Raw genomic sequence first — 13,300 nt, forward strand, 5'->3', positions numbered from 1 at the left:
TGTTCGTGTTCGTGGGCAATTCGCTAAATTCTGAAACCGTTTTGCCACAGGGTGGCGACTTGGTTGAGATCGCTCTGGGGAATTTCCACTTCCGCTGCGGCGGCGTTGTCGCGCATTTGCGCTTGGTTGCGCGCGCCGGGGATGGTGATGCTTACCGCCGGATGGGCGACGCAGAACGCCAGCGCCGCTTGCGCCATGGTTTGAACCCCGCCGTGAACTAAAAGGCGCAGCTGCTCGACTTTGGCCAACTCCTGTTTAAACGGCTCGCCTTTGAAACTGCGGGCGCGGACATCTTCGCCTTGAAAGCGTTGTTCGTCGGCGACGGTCATCTTGCCGCTGAGAATTCCTCGGCGCAGCGGCACGCGGGCGATGATGCCGACATTGGCTTGCCCGGCCAAGGGAAAAATTTTCTCGGCCGGTTCCTGGGCCAGCAAGTTATATTCGACTTGAATGGTTTCGGCGCGCCCGTCTTTGACCGCGGCGACGCCTTCCTCCATGGAATTGATCGACACGCCGTAGTGGCGGATTTTGCCCGCTTGTTTGGCGCGCGCCAACACCTCCCACACTTCGCCTCGTTCGATGACGTCGACAGTGGGATTGTGCAGTTGATAGAGATCGATATAGTCGGTTTGCAGCCGCTGCAAACTTTCGTCCATCACCCGGCTGATGTAATCCGCGGCGAAGATGCGCTTGCCGCGGTTCGGCCCGGTCATGACGTTGCCGCCCTTGGTGGCGAGTATGACTTTGTCGCGCTTGCCTTTGAGCGCGCTGCCGAGCAAGGTTTCCGAGTAGCCGGCGCCGTAGGCGTCCGAGGTGTCGATGAAGTTGACGCCCAAATCGAGGGCGGTATCGATGGCGCCGAGGGATTCGTCATCTTTCATCGGCCCGAAATGGCCGGCGTGCACCATGGTGCCGAGGCCGATGACGCTGACGCGGAGGCCGGTTTTGCCGAGCAGGCGGTATTTCATGACACTCAACATAAAACAGCGACGCGGTTTACTGCAAGTGTCTGGTGCACAACGGCTGCAAGCGGTCTGGGAACTTTTTCGCCGAGCGGTTCGTTATGGCCGTGGAGAACCACGCGATTGGACACGACCTACACGCTCTATTACAATGGCCCGGCCGTGACTCGAAGCGATGTGCGCCAGCAAGTAGCAGGGCGGGAGAGATTTTCTTCGGAGATCCTCGGCTATCTCGATCATCTCTACCGGGTGGCGTTTCATCTGGTGCGCAACGATGACGAAGCGCGGGACTGCGTGCAGGAGACCTGCGCCCGGGCGTTCAGCGCCTACAGCCAATTCACTCCCGGCAGCAATCTGAAGGCCTGGCTGACGCGAATACTCTATAATTTCTTTTTCGATTCTTATGCGCGTAACAAACGGATGGTCGCCATCGACGATTTATCCGACGCCGACCAGGGTAAGGATTCTTGGCAAACTGTGCGCACCGATCAAGCGGCACCGGATCAACAATTCTTGCAAAAGGATCTCGGCGTCAAGGTTGGCGCGGCATTGAAAAAAATCCCCGAAGAATTCCGCGCGCCGATCGTCTTGGTTGACATGGGCGACTTTTCTTACGCCGAGGCGGCGGAAATTCTCTCTTGCCCCATCGGCACGGTGCGTTCGCGTCTGTCGCGCGGTCGCAAACTGATGCACAAACAATTGAGCGGATACCTGGGCAAAAGCGGGGCGGATCGATAAGCCATGCGTTGCGAGGAAGCCCAAGAACTGATCACGGCGCGAGTCGACAACGAGCTGCGCGCTGACGAACGAGTCGCTATCGACGCGCATTTAAAAATTTGCGCCGATTGCGCGCTGACGTTCGAGCAGGAAAGTCTCTTGAAGCGGCAGATCCAAGCCAGCAGCCAGGAGGTTACGGCGCCGCTGGCGCTGCGTCGCGAGATCGAAGGCAAGCTCGCCGGCCGTGAATCCAGACAGGCGGCGCGATTCGGCGCGTGGTTCGAAGCTTTCACCTGGCGGCCGACCATTGCGTTGGCGGCTGTGCTGATTGCGGCAGCGACGCTGCTTTACGTGAAATGGCCAGCGCCGAACGTCGGCATGGCGGCATTGGCGACGCATCAAAAGATTCTCAGCGGCAAAACTACTTTGGTTCGTTCCAACGATCCGGTTGAAGTACGGCGTAAATTGGCGCGCGCGGTGGGCGAGCGCTTTCAGCCGGTGGTGTTGGATTTCTCGATGATGAAGCTCTACCCGGTCGCGGGCTTCGTCGAGCGCATCGGCGGCCGCGAAGTGTTAGTGACGGTTTACCAAGGTGAAGGTCCGGCGGTCACCTGCTTTACCTTTCTCGGCGGCGAAACCGACGCGCCCGGCGAAGCGGAAAAGTTCTACGACTCCGACATGCGGCTTAACTTCTACTCGTTTTCGCGCGATGGCCTGAACGGCGTGCTGCATCGCGAAGGCGGCGTGATCTGTTTGCTAGTTTCAAAAATGGCGCCGGCGGATTTGCTGGCCTTGCTGCGCGGCAAATCGGCGCACGCGTGATCGGGTGGGATTGGAGTGTTGGAGTATTGGAATGATGGAGTGATGGTTCGGTCCGGATCGCCCAACACTCCAGCACTCCACACTCCAATCTCCCAGCTCTGATTGACAACCTGGCGCCAATTCCTTACTCTTCACTTGCCCATCTACCCTGGCGCTGAGCGGGCGTAATTCAGTGGTAGAATGCCAGCTTCCCAAGCTGGACGTCACGGGTTCGAGCCCCGTCGCCCGCTCCATTAATCTTTCATCGCTTTATCGACCAAAGATCTGAAGAATCTACAAGTCATTTCAACATTATCGTTGCATCCGCGCACTCGCGGGCTCCTCGTTGCCGTTTCGGGTGGACAATCAGCGGGAAAATGAGTAAGCAGAAACGAGACGTTGGTTGGGAGAGATTATGGCGCAACTGAAACTTACTTTGGCTTTATCGCATTATGATCGGCATCTGCCGTTGTTCGACGGTTCGGTGACGGCGAATGGCGTTGACTTGCAGGTCTTGGAAGTCGGCCAGTCGAGTCCGCTCAAGCATGGCCAGGATCGTCACGAGCGCATGCTGCAAAAGAGCGAGTTCGATATTTGCGAGCTGTCGCTATCATCGTATCTGATCGCCAAGAGTCGCGGCATGCCGTTTACGGCGATCCCGGTGTTTCCCCGCCGGCTGTTTAGCTTGTCGCAGATGTGGGTGAACAAGAACGCGGGAATCAACTCGCCGAAGGATTTGCTCGGCAAGAAAGTCGGCCTGAGCACGTTTCAGACTACTCTTTCGGTGCTGGCCAAGGGCGATTTGCAATCCGAATATAGTGTCCCATGGCGCGACATCGACTGGTATATTTCCAAAGACGAAGCGGTGCCGCTGAAGCCTATGGACGGCGTGCGTATGCAGCTTGTCAAGCCGGGACAAAAAATCGGCGCGATGTTGGAGCAAGGCGAGATTGCCGCGCTGATGGTGCCTCATCCACCCAAGGAAGCGCTACGTGGTGGCGGTAATATTCGCCGGTTGTTCGCCGATCCTAAGACGGAAGAGGCGAAGTACTTTAAAAAAAATGGTTACTATCCGATCATGCATGTGGTGGCGTTCAAAGATTCCGTCCTAAATAAAGATCCTTGGCTGGCGAAAAGCGTCGCTGGTGCCTTCGACAAGGCGAAAAAGGCTTGCCTCGAATACTATGACGATCCCAACTGGTCACGCTTCGTTTGGGGGCGCCATTTATTCGAAGAAGAGCGCGCCGCTTTCGGCGACGATCCGTGGCCCCACGGTCTGAAAATGAATCGCGCCAATCTTGAACGCTTTGTCGGCTATTCGCTCGATCAGGGGCTGATGGAGAAAAAGCTCGCGGTCGAAGAAATGTTTGTCGACACGGATGATTGACCGCGGAGACGTTTATGGCGCTCGTGGTGAAATGTCCAACTTGCCGTAAAGAAGTTTCCTGGGAAGGAAATCCCTGCCGGCCGTTTTGCAGCGAGCGTTGCCGGACCATCGATCTCGGTGCCTGGACCGAAGAGCGTTTTAAGATTCCTGGCGATGATGACGATTTGGACGCGCTGCTGAGCGAATTAGATGACGACGACGATGAAGCTCGTTAGCTGGTTTTTCCCATGACCATTCATCCCAGCGCTATTATCGATCCCAAAGCTGAGATTGACTCGGAAGTTGAGATCGGTCCTTACGTGGTCATCGAAGGGGCGGTCAAGATCAAGCGCGGCACCCGGGTGATGGCCCATGCTTATCTCACCGGTTGGACCGAGATCGGCGCGGACAACGAGATTCATCCCGGCGCGGTGCTTGGCGACGCGCCTCAGGACAAAGCTTACAAGGGGCAGGAAAGCTATTTAAAGATTGGCGACGGCAACATCTTTCGCGAATATGTTCAGGTGCATCGCGGCACGGCGGCAGGCTCGGCGACGGTGATTGGCAATGATAATTTTCTCATGGCGACTTCCCACGTCGGCCATAACTGCAAGCTCGGCGATAACGTTATCCTCGCTAACGGCGCTTTACTCGGCGGCCATGTTGAGGTTGGCGATAATGTGTTTATTTCCGGCAACTGCGTGGTGCATCAGTTCGTGCGCGTCGGTGATTTTGCGCTGATGCGCGGCCTCAGCGGCACCAGCCGCGACGTGCCGCCCTACGCGATCATGGATTGGCAACACACCGTGCGCGGCGTCAACGTGGTGGGTTTGAAACGCGCGGGATTCGACGACAAACGGATACGCGCGATCCGGGCGGCGTTTCGCATCTTGTTCCGCAAGGGGCGGAATTTGGCATTGGCGGTCAAAGAAGTAGAGGAAGTCGGGACGGCCAACAGCGATGTGTTGGCCGTCTTGAATTTCATCAAAAGTTCGAAGCGCGGAGTCTGCTTCGGCGCCGATTAGGGTCGTGGTGTTGACGGAGCGGCGGCGATCTTCTCGGGTTGCGGCGCATCCGGCGCGGCACCGACGAAATAAATCGGCTCGCTGCCCTTTAAGTGACTCGGCGTGACCACGTAGTTGCCGCGCACCGCCGGATAGATGATGTTGTTGGCGACATCCGCGCGACCGCCGCTCAACACGTAACCAATCCCGCCCGTGAGCAATCCCAATCCCGCGTAGGTGACCTTGGCGGGAATGTAAAAGACGCTAGCGAGAGCCGCTCCGACACCGTAACCCGCCTCTTGGCCGACAGGCTCAGCGATTTGATCCGCTGACTGCGCGAACAAAGGGCTCGACATTACGGTAACCAATGACGCTAGGGCAATGCCCTTGAGCAATTGTGTTTTCATGCCCCGAAGATAACGCAGAGATGTGTTACTGTCAATAATTGAATTTTATAAAAATTTAAATTTATGGGATAAATTTATTATTGCTTAACGTCAGAGTAACGGCCAACTTAGTAGTTAGTGATTACAGTCAATAAAATACTCAGCCTGTTCTGAGTAACGATAGATTTTCAGAATAACGTTATTCAATTACCCAGCTAAAAAGTAGCGCTGATAGCAGGCGCGGATTTTTTCCCGACGCTGTCGATAGTCTTGCAAGAGTTTAGCGCCGAGTTTTGGCGCTGAGCGCGGGCCGGTTTTGGTCGCATGGCCGTAGCCTAACGCTTTGGCGATACCATCGATGCGGCCGGGCTCGGCGTCGAAGGCGTCGATGGATTGGTCGCGCTCCAGGCGCAAGCGGTGATCGAGCCGGCGCAGGAATAGGTAACCGTCGGCGAGCAACTTATGCTCTGCCGTTGTGATGATCTTGGTTTCTTGCAGAGCGTTGAGCGCCGCCAAGGTTTCGCGCTGGCGCAGCCGGGTCAAACGATGGCCGTGGGCGAGCTGCAACATTTGGCTGAGAAACTCGATATCGACCAAGCCGCCGCGGCCTTTCTTGAGATTGAAGCGCGTGTCATCCTCGCCGGCAAGCTCGCGCTCCATGCGCATGCGTAGATGATGGATCTCCGCGACGCCGTCAGTTGGAAGTTCGTCGCCGTAGGCAAAGCGTTCGATGATTTTCTCGACCGCTTTGCCGAGGCTTGGGTCGCCGGCGATGAAGCGAGTCTTGATCAGCGCTTGGCGCTCCCACAATTGCGCCGCGCTTTGGTGATAGTCGCGATAAGCGTCGAGCGCGCAGACAATCGGCCCCGCCTTGCCTGACGGGCGCAGTTGCATGTCGATCTTATAGGCGATGCCTTCTTTCGTTGGCGCCGATAAGTATGTAGGAAGCTTTTGGCCGAGGCGGACGAAATATTCATGAGCCGGTAATTTCCCCTGCGGTCCGCCGGCGCTCTCGGCGTTTTCCGCGGCATCATAGATAAACACCAGATCGAGATCGGAATTGTAGTCTATCTCTCGGCCACCCAACTTGCCGCCGCCGATGACTACGAATCGGCCTTTCGTCACCGCGCCAAATTTTGCCGTCAGTTCTCTCAATGTTAGATCCAGCGCTGCCTGCACACAGGAGTCAGCCAAGTCGGCAAGCTGGTGCAACACCGGCATCAACTCAATGCTGCCGCCGAGGTCGTGTAAGCCGATGCGGATGAACTCTTCGGTCTTGTAACGGCGCAGGGCGTTGAGCTGGTCTTCGAGGTCGGTGAATTCTGCTAGCGCGGTGCTAAGTTCGGCGAGCATCGTGCTCTTCGATTTCTCGATGCGGGTCAGGTCGACGCGAATCAAGGTGTCGATGATCTCTGGGCGCTTGAGGAACAGATCGGTGAGAAACTGGCTGTCGGCGAATAGCGTGATGAGCAGCCGCATCGTCTCGGGCTTCTCCGCCAACAGCGTCAGAAAGCCGGTGCGCCCGCCGATGCGGTGGCTGAAATCGGCGAGATTGAACAGCGCCCGATCCGGTGCGCCTGACTTGGCGATCTCGGCGATCAGCGCCGGGCCCAACGTGCGCATGACTTTCAAGCGTTTGGGGCTCGGCGGCGAGTAGATTTCGCCGTCGCGCACGGCGAGCAGATTTTCATAAGCTTTTGCCGGCTCGGCGAAGCCCACCTTGGCCAATTGCTTGGTGATCGCCGGCTCATTGTCGAGATCATTCCAGATCGCGCTCTCGAGGCTGGCGCCTTCGCTCGCGATCTCTTTTTGCGCGCTGTAAAAGAGCCGATCGAAGATGCCGCGCACGGTATTGGTGTAGCGATGATGATCGCGCCAGAAAAGTTCGCGCTCGCTTTGCTTACCTTTGCGTGTGTAGCCCATGCGGCGCGCGTAGGCTTGCTCTTCGTCTTGACCTTCGGGGATCGAGTGGACATGGCCTTCCTGGACGATTTGCACTTTATGCTCGGCTTGGCGGAGAAAGCGGTAGGCTGCGATCAGTTGGTCGCGCTCTTCTATTGAAATGAATTTCAGCCGTGCCAATTCCGCCAACGCTGGCAGCGTGCTCGGCCCGCGTAAACTCACCTCGTAACCGCCGTTGACCAGTTGCAGCGCTTGAGTGAAGAACTCGATCTCGCGAATGCCGCCGTAGCCGAGCTTTAGATTTCGCTCTTTGCCGTCGCTGGTGAGCAGTTCGTTTTCGATGCGCGACTTCATATGGCGCAGCTCGTCGACCGTGGTGTAGTCGAGGTAGCGTCGATAGATAAACGGTTCGAGTTCTTTGAGAAAGTTAACGCCGAGTTCGACATCGCCTGCTACCGACCGCGCTTTGATCATCGCGGCGCGTTCCCAACATTGACCCCAGGACTCATAATAGAGCATCGCCGAATTCACCGACTGCACCAACGGACCGTTGGCGCCGAGCGGGCGCAAGCGCAGATCGATGCGAAAAACGAATCCGTCTTCGGTGACATCGCCCATGGCGTTAATAATTTTCTGCCCGACGGCGCTGAAAAATTCCCGCGGACCGACTTTGCCTTTGCGCCCACCGCTGCTCTCCCCTTCATCGTCTTGGTAGAGAAAGATGACGTCGACATCGGAACTGAAGTTAAGCTCGCGCCCGCCCAACTTGCCCATGCCGATGACGACGAAACGATTGGGCTTGTTCGATCCCGGCGAGTTGAGTTGGCCAAAATCTTTTTCCACTTCGGTGCGGGAAAAACGGTAAGCCGCGTGCAGTGACGCTTCGGCCAAGGCGGTCAGCTCGCGCACGGTTTCTTCCATGGTCACCGACGCCAGCAGATCGCGTGTGCCGATGCGCAGGTATTCGCGCTGTTTGTGGCGGCGCAGGGCGGCGCAGAAATCGTCGAAGCTCGCGGCTTTCTTGATGACGGCTTGGAGATAGTGCTGGTGTTTGGCGACGGTTTTCTGACGAAGGGAAATTTGGCGTCTAAAGAAATCGGGCCAGTTTACTCCGGTATGGATCAGCACGTCGCTGAGAAACGCGCTGCTGCCGAGGAGACGGAGCAGGTCGATTAGCTGCTTGTTAGGGATCTTTATGAGTGTCTGAGGATGGCTTGCGGCGATGAGCCGCTGCAAATTATTTTCCGCGAGCCGGGGCGACGGACTTTCTTCGAGCAGTTTTCGGTAGCGACGGGTGATGACCGACGGGCTTATTTTCATAGCCATGAAGCGAAGCTAAATCCTCGGTCGTAGCATTGCAACGAGTCGGCGATTTCTTGTTTCTCGACTTAGAAATTGCCCCAACTCGTCACCCGCACGGGTGTGATCGCGATCATTGGCCGCTTGCCGATGGCCATGGTCCAGTACTGGGGATATTTTTTGCGCAATCGTTGCACGGCTCGCCGATGGTTTTCGCCGCGGCTTAACACGCGCGCTTTGCCGAATACCAGAACGTAAGCCAGCTTGCGCCAGTCTTCATCATAACGATCGATGACCAAAGCGACGTTGGGATTTTCGGCGATGTTCTTCAGCCGCTTGAGTTTGCTCGGCGCGGCGCGTTTGGGTTTCTCGTCGATGGGCGAGAAGAATCGTTTGCCGTCGTAGACGAAACAGATCGGAATGACGTGGGGCTGGCCGGAGTTGTCTGACGTCGCGAGATGCGCCGTGCGGGCGGAGCGGAGAAGGCGCGAGGCACGAGCCGTGAGGAGCGACATAAAAGGCGATAGGCAGCAGGCATTAGGCAATAGTGAGCAGCAAAGAGTCTCGGAATTCTCCTCTTACTATTGCCTGTTGCCTCATGCCTATTGCCTTCCTAGATCTTAAACTCTCCCACCACATTGGGCGCGAAGATTTCTTCGACGGTGAGTTTGCGCGCCAACAAACCCTGGTCGCCCATGTAGCGAATTAAATGTTCGAGCAAGTGGCGGTTGGCTTCGACGCCGTAGGGCCACCAGTCGGGACCGAAGATCTCGCGCATCTGTTCGCGCTCCCAAGGCAGCCACGGCAGGGTGCAGGCCATGGTGTTCGAGATGTGCATGTTTCTAATCGCTACGTCTTTGGCTTCGCAAAAGGCTTTGTACAGGCTGCGGGCGATCCATTGGTTTTTTTCGTAGACTTCTTTCTTGATCACCAACACATGCATGATCGGAAACATTTTCGTGCGTTTGTAATATTCGATTTCCACGTCTTTGTAGTTGGGGAACAAGCGCTTTACTTTGGGACTGCCTTTGACGAAGCATGACGGCGCGCGCGCCGAAATCAGCGCGTCGATCTCGCCGCTCTCCAACATTCCATTCAACGTTTTGTCATCGGCGATCGGGTCGAGTTTGATTTCCGGCGGCAGGGTGAGCTTGACCCGCTCTTTTCGGCCGGCTTCTTCCTGGCCGCCGGTAAACCAGTGCATGTCGGCGGTCTTGACGCCGTAGTCGTCGTTCAAAAAGCCGCGAATCCACACCGCCGCGGTGATCGAATATTCCGGCGCGCCGATTTTCTTGCCTTTGAAATCGGCCGCCGTTTTGATGCCCGAGTCGGTGTTGATGAACACGCACGAGTGGCGGAAGTAACGCGACGGAAAAATCGGGATGGCGACAAACGGCGAGTTGCCGCGGCTGATCATGGTGACGTGATTGGACAACGACATTTCCGAAACGTCGAATTCCTGATGATGGCCCATGCGCCAGAAAATCTCTTCGGCTTCCAGCGGCACGTAGTTGATGCGAATGCCTTCAGCTTGCACGTCGCCGGTGCGCAGCGCGACGGTGCGGTCGTAGTTGCCGCAGCCGACGGTTAGAAATAATTTTTCCACTTTTTATCCTCCCGAAAATCTATGCGTGAGTCGTGACGCTGAGTCGCTAAACCAAAAAAATCCGAAATTCGAATATCGAAAGCGGCCCCGCGGATCGAAACAAACGAGGGCCAAACAAAACCCAAAGAAAATCCAAAACGCCGAATCCGAATAGTCCGTGCTTGGAACATTCCCTTTGTTTTTGGTCATTTGAATTTGTTTTGGATTTCGTGCTTCGAAATTCGGATTTGTCTTACTTCGTGTCCCAGCGCGAGTAGCGTTGGGCGATGGCGATTAGAATTACCGAAATCAGCGAGATGACCAGACCGATGGCGGCGACTCGGCCGCGCATACCGTCTAAATAGAGAAAATAAAGCAGCGGGCCGAGCGGTTCGGCGCCGGGGCTGTATAAAAATAACGTCGCGCTGAACTCGCGCATGAAGATGGTCACGAGAATGATCCAGCCGGCCATCACGCCGGGACGCATCATCGGAATCAATATGCGCCGAAAGGTGGCGAGAAATCCGGCGCCGCAGACGATGGAGGCTTCTTCCAATTCTTTGTGCACTTGGATGATCGTGCTGGTGACGGCACGCAGGCCGTAGGGCAAAAAGCGGGTGACGTAGGCGATGAGAATGATCCAGATCGTCGCATAAACCGGAATCGGAAAATCGACATAGGCCCAGAGCAATCCTAGCGCCATGGCCGTGCCGGGAAACGCCCAAGGGATGAATACCAAACCTTCGATCAAGCCGCGCCCGGCGATTTTCGTTCTAACGGTAATGTAGGCGGCCAGCGACGCCAGCAACATGCACAGCGTGGCGCCGACCAGCGAGAGGATCAGACTATTGATAAACGCCTTGTGGACGCGCGGCGTGGCCCAGACATATTGAAAATGCGAGAGAGTTAAATTGTGCCAGGTCTGCCAGGTCGGCACGTGGTAGTAGGGGAGGATTGACACTAACGTTAAAACTAAAATCGGCAACACGACTAGCAGGATTAGCAAAAAGAATGCGACACCGGTGGCGGCGTAGCGCCAGGGGCCGAGCTCGATCTGGTGCGGGCGAAAGCCTTTGCCGGTGACCGTAGAAAATGACTCTACTTGGGAAGTGAAGCGTCGATAGAGATAGACGAAGAACAAGGCGACGAAGAGAATGCCGACACCGTAGGCGGCGGCGAGGTTGTGATTGGTCGGAAACGAGCCCAACGCTTCGCGCCAAATCTTCGTCGTGAAGACTTCGATGCGCGCGGGCAGGGCGATGATCGCCGGCGTGTCGAAACTCTCCACGGCACGGACGAAGTTCAGCGTTCCCGCGGCGAGGATTGCCGGTCGGATGAGCGGGAAGGTTATGCGGTGCATGACGCCGAATTCGTTCGATCCCAAAGTCTTGGCCGATTCTTCCAGCGACGGGTCCATGCTTTTCATTGCCGCGGCGACGATCAAAAACGCCAGCGGCGTCAGGATCAGTGCCTCGACGAAGATCAACCCCGGCATGGAGTAGATGTTGAACGGCCCCTTCTCCATGCCAAAGAGCCTCACGAACAGGCCGTTGATCAAACCATTGCTCGGGTTGAGCAACATCACCCAGGAGATCGAAACTAAGATCGGCGGCAAGATGTTTGGGATGATCGCCGTCAATTCAAACAAGCGGCGCCAGGGCGCGTCGGTGCGGATCGTGATCCACGCCAACGCCAGCGCGAAGAGCACCGAAAGTCCCGAAGCGCCGATGCCGAAGATGAACGAGTTCAACATCAGCGAATAGGCTTCGGGATCGCTGTAGGCTTTGACGTAGTTTTGCAGCGTGAAGTGGCCGGGGACTCCCAGCGGCGCGTCGGTGAGGCTGCCGTAAAAAAGAAAATAGGTCGGGTAGAGACTAAGAAAGGCGATGATGCCGCCGACGATGAGAAACACCCAACTGATCGGTTGGCTCAAGAACGCACCGACGCGGGAGCGACTCCAGGCTGAAGTCAGCGGCGGCTCGCCAGCAATAATAGTTTGGTCGACCGACACGAATAGATCCAGTTAGCGGAGAAAAATTTTCTCGTACTCTTTTTTCTTGTCGGCGAACTCTTTGGTGCTGAGATCGTCCATCTCGACGAAGCCGAGCTTGTCGGCACCGGCCAGCGGCGGCAAGATGCCTTTGCGGTTGACGAATTCGCCCAGTTTCGACATCGTGTTCATGCTCTCGTCGTCGAGGAAGTAGTCGATGAAGGCTTTGCCGGCATTGACATGAGGCGCTTTACTTCCCAGCGTAATATAGCTGGCGTCGCCGATTAATTTGGCGTCTCTGACATAATCCACCGGTGCGCCCTGTTTACCGTGAATGTAAGCGTACTTGACGTAGGTGATCGCGACGGGGAATTCACCGCTGGCGACGCGTTCGGCGGCGGGCAAGAGCGATTCGACCCAGGCCGGCTTGTTGGCGGCGAGGTCGCGCATGAATTTTTCGCTTTTCTCCTTGCCCATGATTTTATACAAACTCGCCAGCCACTGGGTCGTCGTGGTGTGCTGGGTCGGGTCGGGCATGACGATCTTGCCTTTGTATTGCGGCTTGGCGAGGTCGTCCAACGATTTGGGATATTCAGTGGGCTTCAAACCAGACTTATTATAGACCACGCCGATGACGACGTTGCGGTAGCGCGGGCCAAGCAGGGGATCGATGACATCCTTGGGAAAATCGCTATTGGTCGGCGAATCGTATTTCTGAAAGAAGCCGTCTTTCTGCATCAGGCGCATGACGTTGTCGGCGGTGACGATCACATCGGCGAGCGGTTTACCGGCGCGAAACTCGCTCATCGCCCGGTCCATCACTTTGGTTGCTGAGGCGCGAAAGTATTCGACCTCGATGCCGAACTTTTTGTGAAAGGACTGCATGATCGAGTCCATCGTGTCGGACTCGAGGGAACCGTAGGCGACGATCTTGCCTTCCTTTTTGGCGGCTTCGATAAGTTTGGCGTTTTGCGCGTCAGCGCCGGTGGAAATGACTAGCACGCCAAACAGTAGGCTTATGAAGGCGGATAATTTTTTGCTCATGCTGCCACGGTTCCTTTATATTACGTTGACGGATGGTCGGCCCGAAGCGGAGCCGATGTTTTCAGATTTCACCTGGTGAGTCAAGCAAAGGTTTGCCGACTGTTGTAGCAAAGTGATTATGTCAGGGGTTAACGGCAACGTAATTATGTCAGGGTGGAAGGATGACAACCCTGACAATGAAAGACGAGAAACGACTAGACGTAATTCAACGAGTATATCGCAGCGAGATCACCGTGGTTGAGGC

12 protein-coding genes and 1 tRNA gene are annotated in these 13,300 nt (G+C 56.2%); 6 read left to right on the plus strand and 7 right to left on the minus strand.

The window, feature by feature from the left end; translation table 11 throughout:
• Positions 1 to 23: 23 nt before the first annotated feature.
• Positions 24 to 980 carry an aldo/keto reductase gene (locus EXR70_09380; GenBank protein MSP38688.1) on the minus strand — a complete coding sequence of 319 codons (957 nt, stop codon included), beginning with the start codon at positions 978 to 980 and terminating at the stop codon, positions 24 to 26.
• On the opposite strand from EXR70_09380, the gene EXR70_09385 reads away from it, so the two are divergent.
• The 6 genes from EXR70_09385 (at position 891) to EXR70_09410 (ending at position 4,871) form a co-directional block, all read left to right on the plus strand.
• Positions 891 to 1,700, plus strand: a complete 810-nt coding sequence (locus EXR70_09385; GenBank protein ID MSP38689.1) for a sigma-70 family RNA polymerase sigma factor — start codon at positions 891 to 893, stop codon at positions 1,698 to 1,700. The two genes, EXR70_09380 and EXR70_09385, sit on opposite strands and share 90 nt — an antisense overlap.
• A gap of 3 nt (positions 1,701 to 1,703) precedes the next feature.
• A complete protein-coding gene (locus EXR70_09390; GenBank protein MSP38690.1) occupies positions 1,704 to 2,501 on the plus strand; it encodes a hypothetical protein in 798 nt (265 codons plus the stop codon).
• 158 nt (positions 2,502 to 2,659) lie between these two features.
• A tRNA-Gly gene (locus EXR70_09395) sits at positions 2,660 to 2,734 on the plus strand.
• A gap of 161 nt (positions 2,735 to 2,895) precedes the next feature.
• A complete protein-coding gene (locus tag EXR70_09400) occupies positions 2,896 to 3,867 on the plus strand; it encodes a 4,5-dihydroxyphthalate decarboxylase (GenBank protein MSP38691.1) in 972 nt (323 codons plus the stop codon).
• Between the two features lie 14 nt (positions 3,868 to 3,881).
• The gene (gene yacG / locus EXR70_09405; GenBank protein MSP38692.1) at positions 3,882 to 4,082 is read left to right on the plus strand and encodes a DNA gyrase inhibitor YacG; all 201 of its coding nucleotides are present in this window, start codon (positions 3,882 to 3,884) and stop codon (positions 4,080 to 4,082) included.
• A 12-nt stretch (positions 4,083 to 4,094) separates the two neighbouring features.
• The gene (locus EXR70_09410) at positions 4,095 to 4,871 is read left to right on the plus strand and encodes an acyl-ACP--UDP-N-acetylglucosamine O-acyltransferase (GenBank protein MSP38693.1); all 777 of its coding nucleotides are present in this window, start codon (positions 4,095 to 4,097) and stop codon (positions 4,869 to 4,871) included.
• Here EXR70_09410 and EXR70_09415 read toward each other — a convergent pair.
• The 6 genes from EXR70_09415 to EXR70_09440 form a co-directional block, all read right to left on the minus strand.
• Complete coding sequence (locus tag EXR70_09415; protein MSP38694.1) at positions 4,868 to 5,257, minus strand: hypothetical protein; 390 nt, start codon at positions 5,255 to 5,257, stop codon at positions 4,868 to 4,870. The genes EXR70_09410 and EXR70_09415 overlap by 4 nt on opposite strands.
• A 186-nt stretch (positions 5,258 to 5,443) precedes the next feature.
• The gene (gene glnE / locus EXR70_09420; protein ID MSP38695.1) at positions 5,444 to 8,464 is read right to left on the minus strand and encodes a bifunctional [glutamate--ammonia ligase]-adenylyl-L-tyrosine phosphorylase/[glutamate--ammonia-ligase] adenylyltransferase; all 3,021 of its coding nucleotides are present in this window, start codon (positions 8,462 to 8,464) and stop codon (positions 5,444 to 5,446) included.
• A gap of 62 nt (positions 8,465 to 8,526) precedes the next feature.
• Positions 8,527 to 8,952: a TIGR03668 family PPOX class F420-dependent oxidoreductase gene (locus EXR70_09425; GenBank protein MSP38696.1), complete on the minus strand. Its 426-nt coding sequence runs from the start codon at positions 8,950 to 8,952 to the stop codon at positions 8,527 to 8,529.
• A gap of 98 nt (positions 8,953 to 9,050) precedes the next feature.
• The gene (locus tag EXR70_09430; GenBank protein MSP38697.1) at positions 9,051 to 10,043 is read right to left on the minus strand and encodes an ABC transporter substrate-binding protein; all 993 of its coding nucleotides are present in this window, start codon (positions 10,041 to 10,043) and stop codon (positions 9,051 to 9,053) included.
• A gap of 232 nt (positions 10,044 to 10,275) precedes the next feature.
• Positions 10,276 to 12,033: an iron ABC transporter permease gene (locus EXR70_09435; protein MSP38698.1), complete on the minus strand. Its 1,758-nt coding sequence runs from the start codon at positions 12,031 to 12,033 to the stop codon at positions 10,276 to 10,278.
• A gap of 12 nt (positions 12,034 to 12,045) precedes the next feature.
• A complete protein-coding gene (locus EXR70_09440; GenBank protein MSP38699.1) occupies positions 12,046 to 13,056 on the minus strand; it encodes an extracellular solute-binding protein in 1,011 nt (336 codons plus the stop codon).
• Between the last annotated feature and the right edge of the window lie 244 nt (positions 13,057 to 13,300).

Source organism: Deltaproteobacteria bacterium, from assembly GCA_009692615.1.
GTDB lineage: Bacteria > Desulfobacterota > Binatia > UBA9968 > UBA9968 > DP-20.